The organism is Chromobacterium sp. LK11, assembly GCF_001043705.1.
GTDB classification, from domain to species: Bacteria; Pseudomonadota; Gammaproteobacteria; order Burkholderiales; family Chromobacteriaceae; genus Chromobacterium; species Chromobacterium alkanivorans.
In genome coordinates this window covers 40,674-58,009 of sequence record NZ_LDUR01000022.1, presented here as the reverse complement: position 1 = coordinate 58,009, position 17,336 = coordinate 40,674, and the positions used below count along the sequence as shown (strand labels likewise).

General features: G+C 68.7%; 16 protein-coding genes. 8 read left to right on the top strand and 8 right to left on the bottom strand.

The features are described 5' to 3' along the window. Positions 1–145 precede the first annotated feature (145 nt). From mutL to VK98_RS14380, 3 genes are all read left to right on the top strand, one after another. A complete protein-coding gene (gene mutL / locus VK98_RS14390) occupies positions 146–2,038 on the top strand; it encodes a DNA mismatch repair endonuclease MutL (RefSeq protein WP_048414706.1) in 1,893 nt (630 codons plus the stop codon). A gap of 3 nt (positions 2,039–2,041) precedes the next feature. Next, entirely contained in the window at positions 2,042–2,863 is an 822-nt protein-coding gene (locus tag VK98_RS14385) for an MBL fold metallo-hydrolase (protein ID WP_048414694.1), read from the top strand. 366 nt (positions 2,864–3,229) lie between these two features. Next, positions 3,230–5,608, top strand: coding sequence for a glycosyl hydrolase family 18 protein (locus VK98_RS14380; RefSeq protein WP_048414693.1), 2,379 nt, complete (start codon positions 3,230–3,232; stop codon positions 5,606–5,608). A gap of 8 nt (positions 5,609–5,616) precedes the next feature. Here the strand turns inward: VK98_RS14380 and VK98_RS14375 are convergent, their stop codons facing one another. Then, on the bottom strand, positions 5,617–5,850 hold the full coding sequence (locus VK98_RS14375) for a hypothetical protein (protein ID WP_048414692.1): 234 nt from the start codon (positions 5,848–5,850) through the stop codon (positions 5,617–5,619). A gap of 89 nt (positions 5,851–5,939) precedes the next feature. On the opposite strand from VK98_RS14375, the gene sgrR reads away from it, so the two are divergent. From sgrR to VK98_RS14355, 4 genes are all read left to right on the top strand, one after another. Further along, entirely contained in the window at positions 5,940–7,619 is a 1,680-nt protein-coding gene (sgrR, locus tag VK98_RS14370; RefSeq protein WP_048414691.1) for an HTH-type transcriptional regulator SgrR, read from the top strand. A 128-nt stretch (positions 7,620–7,747) separates the two neighbouring features. Next, a complete protein-coding gene (locus VK98_RS14365) occupies positions 7,748–8,293 on the top strand; it encodes a MarR family winged helix-turn-helix transcriptional regulator (protein ID WP_048414690.1) in 546 nt (181 codons plus the stop codon). After that, a complete protein-coding gene (locus VK98_RS14360) occupies positions 8,290–9,501 on the top strand; it encodes a cyanate transporter (RefSeq protein ID WP_048414689.1) in 1,212 nt (403 codons plus the stop codon). Before VK98_RS14365 ends, VK98_RS14360 begins: the two co-directional genes overlap by 4 nt. Before the next feature lie 49 nt (positions 9,502–9,550). After that, positions 9,551–9,967 carry a RidA family protein gene (locus VK98_RS14355; protein ID WP_048414688.1) on the top strand — a complete coding sequence of 139 codons (417 nt, stop codon included), beginning with the start codon at positions 9,551–9,553 and terminating at the stop codon, positions 9,965–9,967. Between the two features lie 57 nt (positions 9,968–10,024). Here the strand turns inward: VK98_RS14355 and VK98_RS14350 are convergent, their stop codons facing one another. From VK98_RS14350 to VK98_RS14320, 7 genes are all read right to left on the bottom strand, one after another. Continuing rightward, on the bottom strand, positions 10,025–11,221 hold the full coding sequence (locus VK98_RS14350; protein ID WP_231589285.1) for a flagella assembly protein FlgT middle domain-containing protein: 1,197 nt from the start codon (positions 11,219–11,221) through the stop codon (positions 10,025–10,027). A gap of 74 nt (positions 11,222–11,295) precedes the next feature. After that, entirely contained in the window at positions 11,296–11,940 is a 645-nt protein-coding gene (locus tag VK98_RS14345) for an LPP20 family lipoprotein (protein ID WP_048414687.1), read from the bottom strand. Positions 11,941–12,049: 109 nt separating this feature from the next. After that, positions 12,050–12,967 carry a GlxA family transcriptional regulator gene (locus VK98_RS14340; protein WP_048414686.1) on the bottom strand — a complete coding sequence of 306 codons (918 nt, stop codon included), beginning with the start codon at positions 12,965–12,967 and terminating at the stop codon, positions 12,050–12,052. Next, a complete protein-coding gene (locus VK98_RS14335; protein ID WP_048414685.1) occupies positions 12,957–13,865 on the bottom strand; it encodes an EamA family transporter in 909 nt (302 codons plus the stop codon). Before VK98_RS14335 ends, VK98_RS14340 begins: the two co-directional genes overlap by 11 nt. Further along, positions 13,852–14,070: a DUF1737 domain-containing protein gene (locus VK98_RS14330; protein WP_048414684.1), complete on the bottom strand. Its 219-nt coding sequence runs from the start codon at positions 14,068–14,070 to the stop codon at positions 13,852–13,854. The genes VK98_RS14335 and VK98_RS14330 overlap by 14 nt, the downstream gene beginning before the upstream one ends. Positions 14,071–14,179: 109 nt before the next feature. Continuing rightward, entirely contained in the window at positions 14,180–14,731 is a 552-nt protein-coding gene (locus VK98_RS14325; protein ID WP_048414683.1) for an isochorismatase family protein, read from the bottom strand. A 70-nt stretch (positions 14,732–14,801) separates the two neighbouring features. Further along, complete coding sequence (locus tag VK98_RS14320; RefSeq protein WP_082159038.1) at positions 14,802–15,512, bottom strand: LysE family translocator; 711 nt, start codon at positions 15,510–15,512, stop codon at positions 14,802–14,804. A 232-nt stretch (positions 15,513–15,744) separates the two neighbouring features. Between VK98_RS14320 and VK98_RS14315 the strand changes: the two genes are divergently transcribed. Then, positions 15,745–17,193, top strand: a complete 1,449-nt coding sequence (locus tag VK98_RS14315; protein WP_048414682.1) for a PLP-dependent aminotransferase family protein — start codon at positions 15,745–15,747, stop codon at positions 17,191–17,193. Positions 17,194–17,336: the final 143 nt, after the last annotated feature.

Here is a 17,336-nt window from a genome sequence, read left to right as displayed (position 1 = left end):
GGCGAAAACGGCTGAAGAAGCGGAGTGTACAGACGGTACATGAGCATTCTGAAGACGATTTCAACGCCGTATCGCCGAAGCGCAGCAGACTTTGCACAGGTTCTTCGCGCGGCCTTTTGCTTTGACATCACGCCCAATGCCGCCCATGAAACGCATCCAACGCCTGCCCGACCACCTCGTCAACCAGATCGCCGCCGGCGAGGTGGTGGAACGCCCCGCCTCCGCGCTCAAGGAAATACTGGAAAACAGCCTGGACGCCGGCGCCACCAAGGTTACGGTGGACCTGGCCCAGGGCGGCATCAAGCTGCTGCGCGTCACCGACAACGGCGGCGGCATCGCCGCGGATGACCTGGCGCTGGCGCTGGACCGCCACGCCACCAGCAAGATCGCCTCGCTGGACGATCTGGAAAACGTCGCCACGCTGGGTTTTCGCGGCGAGGGTCTCGCCAGCATCGCCTCGGTGTCGCGGCTGACCCTGGTCAGCCGGCCGCCGGACGCCGAACACGCTCATCAAGTCATCGCCATCGACGGCGCGCTGCACCCGGTGGAGCCGGCCGCCCACGCGCACGGCACCAGCGTCGAAGTGGTGGACATTTATTTCAACACCCCGGCGCGACGCAAATTCCTGAAAAGCGAAAACACCGAATACGCGCATTGCGAGGCGGTGTTCGAACGCATCGCGCTGGCGAACCCGCACGTGGAATTCATGCTGCGCCACAACGGCAAGGTGATCTGGCGCCTGCCGGCGCAGAGCCTGGCCGAACGCGTGGCCGCGATGCTGGGCAAGGACTTCGTCGCCGCCGCCATCGAGATCGACACCGCCGCCGGCCCGCTGACGCTCAGCGGCTTCGTCGCCTCCCCCACCTATTCCAAGGCCAGCCGCGACGCCCAGTACTTCTACGTCAACGGCCGCTTCGTCCGCGACAAGACCGCGCTGCACGCGCTGCGCCAGGCCTATCGCGACGTGCTGCACCACGAGCGCCACCCGGCCTATGCGCTGTTCCTGACCATGGAGCCGTCCGGCGTCGACGTCAACGTGCACCCGACCAAGATCGAAGTGCGCTTCCGCGAATCGCAGGCCATCCACCAGTTCCTGTTCCACAGCGTGCACAAGGCGCTGGCCGGCACCACCGCCGGCGCCGCGCCCACGGTTCAGATCGCCGACGCCGACGCGGCGGCCTCTCCGGCGCTGGCCCAGGGCGAATCGGCGCCGCTGTTCGACAAACCGTTCAGCCGCCCCGCCGCGCCGGCCGCCGGCGGCGCGTCGCCAGCCGGCTTCCGCTACCAGCAGCAGGCGATGCCGCTGCACGTGGCCAGGGAAGCCACCGGCATCTACGACAAGCTGTTCGGCGGCCTGCGCGAGGAAGAACGCGCCCAGGACGCCGCGCCGGCGCCCGTCGAGTACAGCCTGCCGCCGCAGCGCGTCGCCGCGCTGCCGCAGAGCGCCGACGGCGTTCCGCCGCTGGGCTTCGCGCTGGCGCAGCTGCACGGCGTCTACATCCTCAGCCAGTGCGAGGACGGGCTGATCCTGGTGGACATGCACGCCGCCCACGAGCGCATTGTCTACGAGCAGCTGAAAACCGCGCTGGAAGCCGACACCATCCCGATGCAGCCCTTGCTGCTGCCGGTGTCCTTCGCCGCCGACCGCATGGAAGTGGCCACCGCCCACGAGCACGGCGAGGAGATGAAGCGGCTGGGCATAGAACTGGCGCCGCTGTCGCCCACCCAGATCGCGGTGCGCGGCGTGCCGGTGTGGCTGAAGGACGGCAACCCGGTGGACCTGGCTCGCGCGGTGCTGAAGGACGTGCGTGAATTCGGCCTCAGCCAGGTGCTGACCGAACGCCGCAACGAGCTCTTGGCCACCATGGCCTGCCACGGCGCGGTGCGCGCCAACCGCCAGCTGACGCTGCCGGAAATGAACGCGCTGCTGCGCGACATGGAAGCCACCGAACGCTCCGGCCAGTGCAATCACGGCCGCCCCACCTGGACCCGGCTGTCGATGCGCGAGCTGGACAAGCTGTTCATGCGCGGCCAATAAACGATGCGCGTCACCGTGCTGGCGGAAAACCACAGCCTGCGGCCGGATTTGATCGCCGAGCCCGGCCTGGCGCTGCTGATCGAAGACGGCCCGCACCGCATCCTGTTCGACACCGGCCGCAGCGACGCGCTGCTATACAACGCCAGCCGGCTGGGCGTCGATCTCGCCACGCTGAGCCAGGTGGTGCTGTCCCACGGCCATTACGACCACAGCGGCGGCCTGCCGGCCTTGAGCCGCTTGCTGCGCGAACGCGCGGCGCCGCCGCTGCCGCTGCTGGCCCACCCAGAGGCCTTCCGCCGCCGCGAAGCGCGGCTGGGGCCGTTCACGCTGCGCAAGCTGGGCTCGCCGCTGGCCGAGCCCGATCTGCAAGCCAGTTTCGAGCTGCAGCTGCACGCCCGTCCGCACGCCTTCGCCGACCGCTACGTCTTCCTCGGCCAGATTCCGCGGCTGCGCCACGCCGAAGGCCGCGGCGCGCTGGGCCGCCTCGTCGACGCGCGCGGCAGCCGGCCGGACCCGGTGGCCGACGACTCGGCGCTGGTCCGCCGCGGCGAGCAAGGCCTGATCATCTTCAGCGGCTGCGCCCATTCCGGCATCCGCCACATCGTCGACTACGCGCGCGAAGTCTGCGCCGAGCCGCGCGTCCACGCGGTGATAGGCGGCTTTCATCTGCGCAGCGCGGCGCCGTGGCGCGTCTGGCGGACCCGCCGCTACTTCCAGCAGCTGGCGCCGGAGCGCCTGTTCGCCTGCCACTGCACCGGCTACGCCCGCCACGCGCTGGCGCGCCAGCACCCCATCGCCGCCGGCAGTCAACTGAGCTTCGACTAAACCGGTTTCGACAGTTCCTGCCGCGAAAAAACGACAGTTCGTCCGCTTCGCCATTATTCACGGCCGCCGCGCCGCATTGCAGCATTCTCGCAGCAGCTGCTTCCCCCTCCCAAAGCCCCAGACAGCGCAAGCGCAGCCCCCGCGGCGCTTTGCCCGGCCCGACGCCGCCGGCGCGCTCGTCCGCGACCCATCGCTAGCAAAAAACAAGGCGAATACACCTGAAAAAAAGAACAGGTGTGCGCTTAGTCCTTCCCTGCACATGCTTAGGTCCAATACCACTTACATACAACTTTAATACAACTTAAATACAAGTCGGCGCGCCGCGCCGGCCTTTCGCCCCGCCTTTTTCAAAGAAGGAGATGGACTGTGAGCAAAGCCTTACTGCTGCTGAAAACCGGCCTGGCCGGCACCGCCGTGGCCGGCGCCGCGCTGCTGGCCGCCCAGCACGCCCCCACCGCCGCCAAGGCGCCGGCGTCCGCCGCGCGCGACGGCCTGATCAAGACCGCGGCCGCCAGCTGCGCCGATCCGGCCTGGAGCGCCGCCTCGATCTACACCGGCGGCCAACGCGTCAGCTACCAAGGCCAGACCTGGGAAGCCAAGTGGTGGACCCAGGGCAACACCCCCTCCGCCGGCGACGCCAGTCCGTGGAAACTGATAGGCCAGTGCGACGGCGGCGGCGGCAATCCGACCGAGCCGCCGCTGGTGCAAGTGCCGCCGCCCACCGGCAACGCGCTGTGCCGGCCGGAAGGGCTGGCGCGCACCGACGGCGTCGACGTGCCGTATTGCGCCGCCTACCAGAAAGGCGGCGCCGAGCAACTGGCCAACGGCAGCCGCAAGCGGCTGATCGGCTACTTCACCAGCTGGCGCACCGGCAAGAACGGCCAGCCGGCCTACCTCGCCAGCGACATCCCCTGGGGCAAGCTGACCCACATCAACTACGCCTTCGCCCACGTGGACGGCAACAACCGCTTGTCGGTGGGCGAGAACAACCCCGGCAACCCGGCCACCGACATGAGCTGGCCGGGCGTGCCCGGCGCGGAAATGGACGCCAGCCTGCCCTACAAGGGCCACTTCAATCTGCTGACCCAGTACAAGCGCAAATACCCGGGCGTCAAAACCCTGGTCTCGGTGGGCGGCTGGGCCGAAACCGGCGGCTATTTCGGCGCCGACGGCAAGCGCGTCAACAGCGGCGGCTTCTACAGCATGACCATCAACGCCGACGGCAGCGTCAACCAGGCGGGCATCGACGCCTTCGCCGATTCCGCCGTCGCCTTCCTGCGCAAATACGGCTTCGACGGCGTGGACATCGACTTCGAATACCCGACCTCGATGAACGACTCCGGCAACCCGCTGGACTGGAGCGTCGCCAACGCCCGCCGCGGCTCGCTGAACAAGGGCTTCAACGCGCTGACCCGGACGCTGCGCGAACGGCTGGACCGCGCCGCCGCCCAGGACGGCCGCTACTACCAGCTCACCGCCGCGGTGCCGGCCTCCGGCTATCTGCTGCGCGGCATGGAAGCCTTCCAGAGCCTGCGCAACTTCGACTTCGTCAACGTGATGTCCTACGACCTGCACGGCGCCTGGAACGAGTTCGTCGGCCCCAACGCCGCGCTGTACGACGACGGCAAGGACGCCGAACTGGCGCGCTGGAGCGTCTACACCACCGCGCAATACGGCGGCATCGGCTATCTGAACACCGACTGGTCCTACCACTACTACCGCGGCGGCCTGCCGGCGGCGCGCGTCAATGTCGGCGTGCCCTACTACACCCGCGGCTGGAAAAACGTCAACGGCGGCGGCAACGGCCTGTGGGGCACCTCGGTGGGCAGCAACTGCCCGACCGGCCTGAAAACCTGCGGCGACGGCGCGGTGGGCATAGACAATCTGTGGCACGACCTGGACGAGCAGGGCCGCGAAGTGGGCGCCGGCTCCAACCCGATGTGGCACGCCAAGAACCTGGAGAAAAACCAGGCCGGCAGCTATCTGTCCGCCTACCTGGACCCGAGCAAGCCGGAGAACCAGCTCAGCGGCAGCTACCAGCGCTTCTACAACGACACCCTGACCGCGCCGTGGCTGTGGAACGCCGGCAAGAAAGTGTTCCTGTCCACCGAAGATGAGCAGTCCATCGCCAAGAAAGCCGCCTGGGTCGACGCCAACAACGTCGGCGGCGTGATGTTCTGGGAGTTGGCCGGCGACTACGACTGGAAACAGGATCGCAACGGAGGCAAGGGCGAGTACTTCATCGGCACCACGCTGACCAGCCTGCTGTACAACGCCTTCAGCAAGCCCGCCGCCGTCAGCGTCAAGCCCGCCGCCGCGCCGGCCGCCACCGCTGCCATCGACGTCGGCTTCTCGCTAGACGGCTTCGCGCTGGGCGACAGCAATTATCCGATCAACCCCAAGCTGACCATCACCAACCGTTCCGGCAGCAGCCTGCCCGGCGGCACCGAGTTCCAGTTCGACGTGCCCACCTCGGCGCCGTCCAACTTCGCCGACCAGTCCGGCTTCGGGCTCAAGGTGATCAGCGTCGGGCACAGCGGCAACAATATCGGCGGCCTGAAAGGCGACGCCCACCGCGTGTCGGTCAAACTGCCGACTTGGCAAACCCTGGCGCCGGGCCAGAGCGTCAGCCTGGCCGTGGTCTACTATCTGCCGATTTCCGGTCCGCGCAACTTCAGCGTGACCCTGGGCGGCAAGACCTACGCCATCCGCGACGAGGCACCCTACCTGCCCTATCTGCGCTGAGAGCCGCTTCAAGGTCTGGCGCTGGCCCGCCAGGCCTTGAACAGATTCTGAATTCCCTCGTTCTCCTCAGCACCTTCCAAGCCGGGTTCGCCCGGCTCTTTTTTTGCGCCGTCCTCCTCCGGCGGCTGCCATTGCATCAGCTCGTTCAAACGTTGCAACGCCGCCTGCGGCGTCAGGCCGAACACCGGCTTTTTGCCGTCCAGCAAACGTTGGTAAAACAAGTAGGTAGGATCGGTTTTCATCGCTGTGGACTCCCGCTGTGGATGCGAGTATTGTCGGCGCAATATGAGGCAATAAAAATTGCTGACTTTTAATCAGGAAACTTCCTCTTATGTCCGCGCGGCTCGCCCAGCAATATCAGAAACTCCACCGCCACTTCGCCGGCCAGGCAGACGCCGTCTCGCTGCAGCAGCTGGCCGACCTGCTGTTCTGCACCCGCCGCCACATGCGCAGCCTGCTGCAGCAGATGCAGGCGCAAGGCTGGATAACCTGGCAGGCCCAGGCCGGCCGCGGCATGCGTTCGCGGCTGAGCTTCCTGCAGGCGCCGGAGCAGCTGCAGCGCGAACGCGCCGCGCAGTTGCTGGAACAGGGCCGGGTGGAGCAGGCGGTGGACTTGCTGGGCGACGACCGCGGCGAGCTGGCGCCCTTGCTGCTGGCGCGGCTGGGCAAGCGCTGGAGCCAGGACCGCCAGGTGCTGGGCGTGCCCTATTACCGGCCGCTGCCCAATCTCTACCCCGGCACGCCGCTGCGCCGCTCTGAACGGCACCTGGTCGGCCAGATCTTCAACGGCCTGACCCGGATAAATGAGGAAAAAGGGGAAGTGGAAGGCGACCTCGCCCATCACTGGAAGCAGCAAAGCGCGCTGGAATGGCATTTCCACTTGCGCCCGGCGGTGCGCTGGCACGACGGCGGCGAACTCGGCGTCGCCGACGTCCAGGCCTCGTTGCAGCGGCTGCGCGGGCAGCCGCTGTTCTCCCACCTGATCGCGGCGCGGCCGCTGTCGCCGCGCAGCCTGGCGCTGGAGCTGAGCGAGCCCGACCAATGGCTGCCCTGGCTGCTGGCCGACAGCGCCGCGCTGATCCTGCCGGCCGACCACGCCGCGCGCGCCGACTTCGGCTCGCGCCCGGTGGGCACCGGCCCCTACCGCGTCGCCGCCAACACCCGGCACAGACTGTGCCTACAGGCCTTCGACGACTACTTCGGCTATCGCGCGCTGCTGGACCAGGTGGACATCTGGATGATGCCGGAGCTGGGCGAGCAACTGGAACACGGCAACGGCCAGGTCTGCGGCCTGGAGGTGCGCATCAATCCGCGCGAGCCCAGCGTGCAGACCGAAATGGCGCTGGAGTCCGGCGTCTACTTCCTGCTCACCGACGGCCGCTCGCCGCGCTTGCACGACTCCGCGCTGCGCGACTGGCTGGCCCAGGCGCTGGCGCCGCTGGCCGTCATCCACGAAACCGCGCCGGCGGTGCGCCAGTATTGGGCGCCCGCCGCCGGCCTGCTGCCCAACTGGCACCACGCCCAGCCCACGCTGAACCTGCAGCCGCCGGCCGGACTGAGCGCGCTGCGGCTGGCCTATTACGAACAGCACCCGGAATACCAATTGATCGCCGCCGCGATGGCGCGCTGCCTGCAAGCCCACGGCGTGGCGCTGGAGTGCCGCGCGCTGCCCTACGCCGACTGGGAACAAGGCCGGGCCGAGGCCGATTTGTGGCTGGGCTCGGTCAACTTCGCCACCCGGCCGGAATACTCGGTGGCCGCCTGGGTGCTGGGCACCCCGCTGCTGCGCCGCTGCCTGGAGCCGGCGCTGCCGCTGGCGCAATGGCAGCAGAGCTGGCGCCAGGGCCTGTTCCACGCCCAGGACCTGTCCGCCGCCGTGGTCCAGCAACGCTGGATGCTGCCGCTGTTTCACAACTGGCTGCGGCTGCAGGGCCCGGCCCAGATGCAGGGCGTGCGCCTCAACAGCCTGGGCTGGTTCGACTTCAAATCCGCCTGGCTGCAGGACGGCTGAGCGCCTGTCAACGCTCATCCGCGGGACGGCGCCGCCGCAGGCGCCCATTCCGATCAAATAATTTCACATAAAGATACTTTAAGTGAAATATCTTCCAAGGAATACATATCCATGACATAATCGCCGCCATGGACAAGATAGACACCATCATTTCCCAATGGCGGCGCGAGCGACCCGACCTCGACAGCGCCAGCATCGGCGTCATCGGCCGCTTGGCGCGGCTGGTGACCCATGTGGAGCGCGCGCTGGCCGACAACTTCGCCCGCTTCGGGCTGAAGGACGGCGAATTCGACGTGCTGGCCACCTTGCGCCGCGCCGGCGCGCCCTATCAGCTATCGCCCACCATGCTGTACACCACGCTGTTGCTGACCTCCGGCGCGGTCAGCAAACGGCTGGACCGGCTGGAAAGCGCCGGCTGGGTGGAGCGCCTGCCCGATCCCAACGACCGCCGCGGCATGCTGATCCGTCTGAGCCCGGCCGGACTGGAACTGATTGAACGCGCGATGAGCGCCCACATCGCCACCCAGGAAAGCGCGCTGGCCGCGCTGGCCGGGCCGCAACGCGAGCAACTGGCCGCGCTGCTGAGCCAATGGCTGCAAAGCTTCCCCGGAGAAGCGCAAACCGAAGCGGCGTCCCCGCCTCGCCCCCTCCCCACCGAAAGCAAGACATCATGAAGCAAGACAACTCCGTTCAGCGCCCGCTGTGGCTGGCGCTGTCCATCATTCTGGTGGGCCTCAATCTGCGCCCCGCCCTGGCCGCCATCGGCCCGCTGCTGGACCAGTTGCGCCACGCCACCGGCATGAGCTTCAGCGACGCCTCGCTGCTGACCACGCTGCCGGTGGCCACCATGGGCGCCGGCGCCTTCCTAGGCAGCTGGCTGGAACGCCGCGCCGGCGCGCGTCAGGGCGTGGTCATCGCCCTGCTGCTGATCCTGCTGTCCAGCGCGCTGCGCTGGCTGCCGGCCAGCTTCGGCGCCCTGCTGGCCACCGCGCTGATGGCCGGCATCGGCATCGCGCTGGCCCAGGCGCTGATTCCCGGCTTCATCAAGCAGCACTTCCCGCACAAGGTATCGGCGCTGATGGGCTTCTACATCACCGCCATCATGGCCGGCGCCTCGCTGGCCGCCGCCGGCGCGCCGTGGCTGGCCGCGCATAGCGCGCATTGGCAGAACGGCCTGGCCGCCTGGGCCGCGCTGGCGGCGCTGGCGCTGCCCTGCTGGCTGCTCTGCGCGCCGCGCGGCGCTCCCGGCGGCGGCTCCGCCGCCCGCGCGCCGCGGTTCAGCCAGATTCCGCGCGCCTGGCTGCTGGCCTTCTATTTCGGCATCGGCACCGCGGTCTACGCCAGCTCCCTGGCCTGGCTGCCCGCCCTGTTCGTGCAATTGGGCTGGAGCCAGCAGCAAGGCGGCCTGATGCTCAGCTTCATGACCGGCATGGAAGTGGTGTCCGGCCTGACCATCCCGCTGCTGTCCGCGCGCAGCCACGACATGCGCGGCTGGCTGACCCTGGTGCTGCTGGCGGTGCTGGCCGGCTTGCTGGGCATGGTGCTGGCGCCGCACGGCGGCCTGCTGCTGTGGGTGGCCCTGCTGGGCCTGGGCGTGGGCGGCCTGTTCCCGCTGACCATGATCCTGACGCTGCACCACTACGAGGACGCGCGCAACGCCGGCCAGCTGTCGGCCTTCGTGCAGGGGATAGGCTATCTGATCGCCGCGGTGGCGCCGTTCGCCGCCGGCTGGATCCGCGACGCCACCTCCAGCTTTAACCTGGCCTGGCTGTGCCTGGCCTTGCTGATCGCCAGCCTGCTGGTGCTGACTCGCCGCTTCGCGCCGCAGGGCTATGCCGAGGCGATGCAAAGCCCGGCCGCCGTCGCCGCGCAGACCCGCTGATCCCCGGCGCGGCGCTCGGCGCCGCCCGCAAACCGCAAGGAGAAAGTCGATGAGCAAGGCAGTCCCCTTCCGCCTGAGCAATCCCGCCGGCCTGTACGACCCGGCGCCCAACGGCTATTCCCACCTGGCCGTGGTCGACGCCGGCAGCCGCATGCTGCTGGTGGCCGGCCAGGGCGGCGAGAACGCCGCCGGCGAGCTGGCCGACGGCTTCGAGGCGCAAGTGCGCCAAGCGCTGGCCAATCTGCGCCTCGCGCTGGCCGCCGGCGGCGCCGATCTCGCCCATGTCGCCAAGCTGACGGTGCTGATCGTCGATCACAGCGAAGCGCGGCTGCGCGCCTTCGGCGCGGAGCTCTGCGCCGCCTGGGGCGCGCTGCCGGCTCCGGCCTGCACGCTGATCCCGGTGCCGCGGCTGGCGCTGGACGGCATGTTGTTCGAGATCGAGGCCACCGCCTTCCTGCCGGCTTGAATTCGCCGGCGCAAAAAAAGCCCGCCGTGAAGGCGGGCTTTTCGCTGGCGGGCGCGCTCAGCGCCGCGGCATGAAGCGCACGTAATCCCCTTCGCCCACCTTGCCCTGCGATTGCACCGCGCCGACGGCGAAATTGGGCTGCACCTGGCTGATGATGACGTCGCCGGCCAAGGTCTCCGGCACGCCCAGTTCGCGGCCGGAAATCAGATCGCGCACCGGCTGCGCGCTCTTGCGCTGGTAGACCAGGAATTTGTCGCCGACGGCGACGCCGTCCAGCGAGCCGGCGTTGATGTACACCTGGCGCGCGTCGACCAGCTTGACGATGCGGGCGGAGAACGGAATGCAGGAAATCACCTCGCCGATCCGGCTCACCGCCTGATCCAGCGCCCGATTCACCGCCTGGCCGTAATCGCTCTGCCAGAAGGCCGCCGAGGCGAACGGCCGCGGCGGATTGGGCGTCACCTCGCCCCTGGCCAGCTCCGACACCCGCTCGCGAGCCAGCAGCGCGCCGGTCAGCGCGTCGTAGACCCAGACTTCGGCGTCGAACTGGCGCTCGGTGGGCACGTACTTGACCCCGCCGCCGAGCAGGCCGGCGAACGGCCCGTTGTAGAAGGTGCCCTGCTGACTGGTGTTGTTGGACTCGTACAGCGATTTGCGCAGCCCCTTGGCGGTGGCGCCGGTGGCGAGCACCCGGCCGGCCACCACGAACTGAGCATCCTCGGACTGGCCGATGCGGCGAACGATCTCCGCGCCGGCGGCCGGCTCGGCCACGCGCGAATCGGCCAGCACCGACACGGTGTTGGCGTCCAGCAGGCTGTACATGCGGTTGGCGCCCAAGCGCCGCGACAGTTCGGTGGGCAGGCCGGTGGCCAGCTCCGGCATGTCGGACGCCTCCGCCGGGCGGTCCACCTGGAAATAAGTGGTGACGATCTTGCGGCGCAGGCTGCGGCCCGGCGGCATCGCGCAGGCCGGCTCCTTGCCGCGCGCGGCGGCGGACGGCTTGCCGGTGTCCACCTCCACCAGCACGTGGTAGAGCTTGCCTTGCTGGAACTCCTTCGCCACCTTGACCGCGCCCTGAACCGGCGCCAGCGGCGTCAGCGAGCCGGACTCGCTGCTCTTGCCGTAATCCAGCCCCTGCGAAGCCTCCACCCGCGCGCCCTGGCGCAGCGCCACCATCTTGAGCGCGTCCTGCAGCGCTTGCTCGCGCGCGGCGGCCACGCCGTTGTCCAGCGAGGCCACGCCTTCGGCGCGCATGATCTCGGCGCCGGCCGGACAAACAAAAGCCGCCGCAAACGCGGCGGCCAGCAGAGAGGGAAAGCGAAACCGCATCATTGAGCCATGTAGTAGTTGCTGTTGTAGCGCGCCGCGCCGCAATTGCCTTCCGCGCACTGCAGGCCGGAAGTCGCGTTCTCCTGCGAAGCCTTCATCACGCTGCCGCCGGTCTTGTCCAGCGCCTGGCGGAATTGTTTGTAGAAGTCCTGATCCAGCGTGATCTCGGCGATGGCCTCGCTGGTGCCGTCCGGCTTCATGCTGTTGGAAACGATGTTGACCCCGCGCAGATAAGCGTCCACGTAAGTGCGGAAGCTGTCGCTGTTGGCGATCATATTGGACACCGAGCTGTTGCCCACCAGCTTCATGCCCTGCACCTGCTCGGCGATGGCGCGGAAAGCGTCCAGCCGGGCGGCGCGCAGCGCCAGCAGCTTGCGCTGCGACGGCGTCAGGCTGGAGGTGTACGGCGCAGCGCCGCTGCCCACCACCCGCACCACGATGGGCTGATAGGGATTCACTTCCTTGACCACCACCTTGGGCGCCTCGGTCTCGATGCCCGGGCCGACGAAACCGACGCCGCTCGGCGTCATGCCCGCCGCGGCGCGCGGCGCTTCTGCCGCCTGCGGCGGACGCTCGGCGGTGGCGCAGGCGGACAAGCCCAGCAAGACGGACAGGAAGCAGGCAACACTGGGAATCGTTTTCATGGCAAATACCGTTGGATGTTGCTCGAATTATGAAGCGATCTAAGCGAACGTCAACCGCAACATCGGCATTCCCATGCAAAACTTGAATAAAAACAAAATCCCGCCCGCCTCAGCGTCCGCCGTCCCCGGCCCGGTTCAGCTGCCGCGCCGAGGAAAACCCGGCCGCCAGCGCGGCCTTTTCCTTGGACAGCCCGGCGCCGCGCCACTGGCTGGCCAGCGCCAGGCGCAGCCCGGTGTGATAGTCGTGCACCGACACGCCGGCGTGCTCGCGGAACAGCCGCGACAAATGCCGGGCGCTGACGTGCACCTGGCCGGCCAGTTCCTCCACCCGCCAGCCGCGCGCGGGATCGGCGGCGATCAGGTCCTGCGCCTTGTGCACCGCCGGGTGCAGATGGTTGCGATGGGTCAGCCACGGCGACAGCTCCGGATCGCCGGCGGAACGGCGGAAATACACCACCATGTGGCGCGCCACCTCGCGCGCCAGCGCCGGCCCGGCCAGCTCTGCGATCAACTGCAAGGCCAGGTCCACGCCGGCGGTGATGCCGGCGCTGCTGCTGATCGACCCGTCCTGCACGAAGACGCGGTTCTGCTGCACCCTGGCCTGCGGCGCCAGTTGCTGCAGGCGCTCCAGCAAGGTGTGATGAGTGGTGCACTGGCGGCCGTCCAGCAAGCCGGCCTCCGCCGCCAGCAGGCTGCCGGAACAAATGCTGGCCACGCGCTGGCGGCCGGGGTCCACCCGGCGGCGCAGCCAGCGCACGATCTCGCGCGCCTCCGGCCGCGCATAGGCCTCGATCGAATGCGCGGCGCCGCTGATCACCACCAGCGCCTCGTCCGGCAGCGTCTCCGGCAAGGGCGCCGCGCCTTCCAGGCTCAGGCCCAGCGAGGTGGGCACGCCAGCCGCCGGTGCGACGTAATGCGGCCGGAACGGCGCGCCCAGTTGCGCGGCGATGCGGAAGGCGTCGGCCGGGCCGGCCAGATCCACCAGCAGCAAATTGGGCGGCAGCACGAAAAAGACATCAAGCGCCACGCGTCGCCGCTCCTTCGCGCAGGCGCGCCAGCCAGCGCGCGCCGAACACGTTCACCGCCAGTCCAGCCAGCAGCAGCAGGCTGCCGACGGCCTGCAGCGCGCTCAAACGCTCGTCCAGCAACAGGCCGGACGCCAGCACGCCCACCACCGGCACCAGCAGCGAAAACGGCGCCACCTTGCCGGCCGGGTGACGCGACAGCAGCCGGCTCCACAAACCGTAGCCGAACAAGGTGGCGACAAAGGCCAGATAGGCCACCGCGAACAGCGCCTGCGGCGTGAAATGCGCCAGGGCGGCGGCGATGCGCTCGCCGCCTTCCAGCCACCAGGACAGCAGGAAGAACGGAATCGGCGGCACCAGGCTGGACCACACCACTAGGCCCAGCGGCTGCACGCTGTAGCCGGCGCGGCCCATCTGCCTCACCACCACATTGGACAGCGCCCAGCTGAAGGCGGCGGCGATGGTCAGGCCCAGGCCCACCGCCGTCATGCTGCCGCCCTTGCTCAGGCCGATCAAAACCAGGCCTCCCAGGGCCAGCAGCAGCCCGGCCATCTGGCTGGCCTGCCAGCGCTCGCGCAGCCACAGCCCGGCCAGGATCAAGGTGAAGAAAGCCTGCGATTGCAGCACCACCGAGGCGAGGCCGGCGGGCATGCCCAGCTTGATGGCGGTGAACAGACAGGCGAACTGGCCGACGCCCACGCTGAGGCCGTAGGCCAGCAGATAGCGCCAGGGCAGCGCCGGCCGGCGGATGAAGAACAAGGCCGGCACCGCGGCCAGACAGAAACGCAGGCCGCCCAGCAGCAGAGGCGGCACATCGGACACGCCCCATTTGATCACCACGAAGTTGACGCCCCACACCAGCACGATGGCCAGCGCCTGCAGCAAATCACTCCACGGCATCGCCGCCTCCTTGCGCCGACGCCCCCGGCCACAGCACCGCCTGGGCGACGATGACGCGCTCGCCGTCGAAGGTTGCCGCCGGCGAGCCGTGCAGCCGGTAGCCCAAGGCCAGCGCCTCGCTGACGCGGCGGCAGAAGCCGGCGTCGTCCGGGCCGCTCAGCAGACGATAGGCCGGCATGCCGTCGGGGGGAAGGGTGGGCCGCATGCGATTCTCCCATGGCTGAGCGGCGGGCCCGGCCCGCCGCATTCATTTTAGATAGCGCTTCACAGTACCATCAGACAGTCGCGATGGCGACGGTCAAATGCCCGCTCGCTCAGCGCGCCAGCTTGGCCAGCGCCTGCTCCACGCTGACGATGTCGGCGAAGCGGCCGGCCAGCACCAGCTCGGTCTTGGCCCGGATTTCCTCCGGGCTGAACACCTGGCCGCTATGCGGATGAGTCATCGCGAAGGTCAAGGTGGCCTCGGTGACGAAGTCCACCTCGTAACCCAGGTCGGACGCCACCCGGGTGGTGGTTTCGCAGCATTGCTCGGTGCGGATGCCGGACACGATCAAGCGCTGGACGCCGTGGCGGATCAGCCAGGGCTGCAGGCCGGAATCGGTCAGCGCGTTGTGCACGTGCTTGACGAAGGTGGCGGCCGGCCGGTGGCGCAGCCATTCCAGCGGCCGCACCAGGCCGGAGGCGGCGCTGAAGGCCTCGTCGCCGTCTTCGTGCAGGATGTTGATCACCGGCGCGCCCAGCGCTTCGGCGCCGGCGATCAATTGCCGCAGCTTGTCCCGAAAAGCCGGGATCTCGTCTTCCTTCCAATACGGGCGGTGACGGAACGACTCCTGCGCGTCAATCACCAGCAAGGCGGTTTTCTTCATGGCGCTTTCTCCCTCGCGTCCGGGCCGGACGCTGTTGAACACAGCCCGAATGCTACGGACTCGCGCGCCTTTATTTAACGCTGATTACGGACAAGCCGCTGTCAAAAACGGACATCGTGCCCACCGCGGCCGGCGGCGGCGCCGACGCGGCGGCAAGCTCGGCCGCCTTCGCCGGGCCGTGCGGCTGGAACTCGTCGTACAGCAGCCACAAGGCGGTGGCGGCCATCAGCACTCCCATGCTCAGATTGAAGCCCAGCAGCGCGCGCGGGCTGGCGAGCCAGGCGCGCAAGCGCTCGCCGGCCCAGGCCCAGACCCCGATGCACGGCAGGTTGACCACGGCGAACACCGCCGCCAGCATGACCGCGCCCAGCCAGCGCTGCTCCTCCGCCGCCGGCATGAACAGGATGGCGGCGTTGATCACCATCACCCAGGCCTTGGGATTCAGCCATTGAAACAGCGCCGCGCCGACGAAACCCAGCGGCCGCGCCGCCGCGCCCGCCTCCGGCTGGCCGGCGCGGGCTATCTTCCAGGACAGCCACAATAGATAGGCGCAGCCCAGCAGGGCCAGCGGCAGCCGCGCGGCCTGGATGCCGTCCAGCAGCAGCGACAGCAGGCTGCCCACCAGGAACACCTGGAAAGCGCAGCCCAGGCTGATGCCCAGCATGTGCGGAATGGTGCGGCGAAAGCCGAAATTGACGCCGGACGCGGTCAGCATCAGATTATTGGGACCGGGGGTGATGGACATCACCGCCACATAAGACAACAAGGCGAATTCGGGCATGGCGGGCTTCTCTTTAACTTGCTCCGCGCCGTCCGGCGGCGCGGCATGGCGATGCATGGGGCCGACGCGGCCCCGCTTTCCCAATCCATGCTACGCAGCGCAGCCCGACGCCGACAGCCGCAGCTGTCACCTTTCGCGGTGGTGACAGCGCGGCGTTTCCGCAAACTGTCACCATCGCCTATCATGGGTACTGTGTCTGTCTACCGCCGCCCAAGCGCGGCAAGCTGTCCCCATGGAACCCATTGTCGCCCCCCAAGCCCCCACGCTGTATCAGCAACTGGCCGACGATCTGTCGCTGGCCATCAAACGCGGCACCCTGCCCCCCGGCGCCAAACTGCCGTCGGTGCGGCGCACCTCGCAAAGCCGCCAGCTCAGCCTGAACACCGTGGTGGCCGCCTACCGGGTGCTGGAGGACCGCGGCCTGATCGAGGCCCGGCCGCAATCCGGCTACTACGTGCGGGCGCGGCTGCCGTCGCCGGCGCGGCCGGCGGCCACCCTCAGCAGCCCGGCCGCGCCGACGCGCCCGCAGGTGCTGGGCCTGATAGACACCGTGCTGGAGGCGCAGCAGAACGAGGATTACATCGACCTGGCGCTGGCCTGTCCTCACGGCGGCGACTTCTACCCCGGCGGCAAGCTGGGCCGGCTGATGGGTCAGATCCTGCGCCGCCAGCCCGGCATGGTCAGCCGCTACGCGCTGCCGCCGGGCTCCTTGCGGCTGCGCACCCAGATCGCGCGCCGCGGCCTGGAACTGGGCATGACCTTGCAGGCTCAGGACATCGTGCTCACCCACGGCTGCATGGAGGCGCTGCAATTGGCGCTGCGCGCGGTGACCCGGCCCGGCGACACCGTGGGCCTGGAATCGCCCACCTATTTCAACCTGCTGCCGCTGATCGCCAGCCTGGGCCTGAAAACGGTGGAGATCCCCACCGATCCGCAAACCGGCCTGTCCGTCGACGCGGTGGAGCTCTTGTTGGTGGAAAAACGCATCAACGCGCTGGTGGCGATGCCCAACGTCCACAACCCGCTGGGCGCGACCATGCCGCTGGAGGCCAAGAAGCGGCTGGCGCGGCTGATCACCCGCCACCAGGTGCCGCTGATCGAGGACGCGCTGTACGCCGAGCTGCAGTTCGGCGACACCCTGGCGCCGGCGGTCAAGGCCTTCGACGACGAAGGCTGGGTCATCGTCTGCTCCAGCTACACCAAGACGCTGGCGCCGGATTTCCGCATCGGCTGGATGGAGGGCGGCCGTTTCGGCCACGCGCTGCGCCAGCTCAAGTTCGCCTCCTCGGTGGCGGAGCCAGCGGTGCTCTCGGAAACCCTGGGCGCCTTCCTGGAGTCCGGCGGCTACGACCATCATCTGCGCGCCTTGAAGCGGCGCTACGCCGCCCACGTGGAAAAGGTGCGCGGCATGATCGCGCGCCATTTCCCGGCCGGCACCCACGCCACCGCGCCTTCCGGCGGGTTTCTGATCTGGGTGGAGCTGCCCGAGGACATCGACGCGGTGGCGCTGTTCCACGCCGCCATCGCGGAGATGATCAGCATCATGCCCGGCCCGCTGTACTCCCCCAGCGGCCGCTATCCCAACGCGCTGCGGCTGTCCTGCTGCTATCCGCTGGACGAGCGCTATCTGGCGGCGCTGGCGCGCGTCGGCGTTCTGGCCGGCCAGCTCCGGCGCTCCTGACGCCCCCCGGCGGCGCCTCCGCGCGACGGGCGGCGGGCGAGCCCGCGCCGAGCCGCGCGCGAAGACATTTTCAAGGCGCGCGAGGGTTTTTATGAACCGCTCATATTGCTATTAAGTGGCTGGCCTTTTTGAAATCCATGCCT

Coding starts and splice junctions, on each gene's coding strand:
- VK98_RS14325 (WP_048414683.1), bottom strand. CDS start 14,731: ATGAAGAAAACCGCCTTGCTGGTGATTGACGCGCAGGAGTCGTTCCGT.
- VK98_RS14330 (WP_048414684.1), bottom strand. CDS start 14,070: ATGCGGCCCACCCTTCCCCCCGACGGCATGCCGGCCTATCGTCTGCTG.
- VK98_RS14365 (WP_048414690.1), top strand. CDS start 7,748: ATGGACAAGATAGACACCATCATTTCCCAATGGCGGCGCGAGCGACCC.
- VK98_RS14350 (WP_231589285.1), bottom strand. CDS start 11,221: ATGCGCGCCGAAGGCGTGGCCTCGCTGGACAACGGCGTGGCCGCCGCG.
- VK98_RS14335 (WP_048414685.1), bottom strand. CDS start 13,865: ATGCCGTGGAGTGATTTGCTGCAGGCGCTGGCCATCGTGCTGGTGTGG.
- sgrR (WP_048414691.1), top strand. CDS start 5,940: ATGTCCGCGCGGCTCGCCCAGCAATATCAGAAACTCCACCGCCACTTC.
- VK98_RS14375 (WP_048414692.1), bottom strand. CDS start 5,850: ATGAAAACCGATCCTACCTACTTGTTTTACCAACGTTTGCTGGACGGC.
- VK98_RS14355 (WP_048414688.1), top strand. CDS start 9,551: ATGAGCAAGGCAGTCCCCTTCCGCCTGAGCAATCCCGCCGGCCTGTAC.
- VK98_RS14345 (WP_048414687.1), bottom strand. CDS start 11,940: ATGAAAACGATTCCCAGTGTTGCCTGCTTCCTGTCCGTCTTGCTGGGC.
- VK98_RS14320 (WP_082159038.1), bottom strand. CDS start 15,512: ATGCCCGAATTCGCCTTGTTGTCTTATGTGGCGGTGATGTCCATCACC.
- VK98_RS14385 (WP_048414694.1), top strand. CDS start 2,042: ATGCGCGTCACCGTGCTGGCGGAAAACCACAGCCTGCGGCCGGATTTG.
- mutL (WP_048414706.1), top strand. CDS start 146: ATGAAACGCATCCAACGCCTGCCCGACCACCTCGTCAACCAGATCGCC.
- VK98_RS14360 (WP_048414689.1), top strand. CDS start 8,290: ATGAAGCAAGACAACTCCGTTCAGCGCCCGCTGTGGCTGGCGCTGTCC.
- VK98_RS14315 (WP_048414682.1), top strand. CDS start 15,745: ATGGAACCCATTGTCGCCCCCCAAGCCCCCACGCTGTATCAGCAACTG.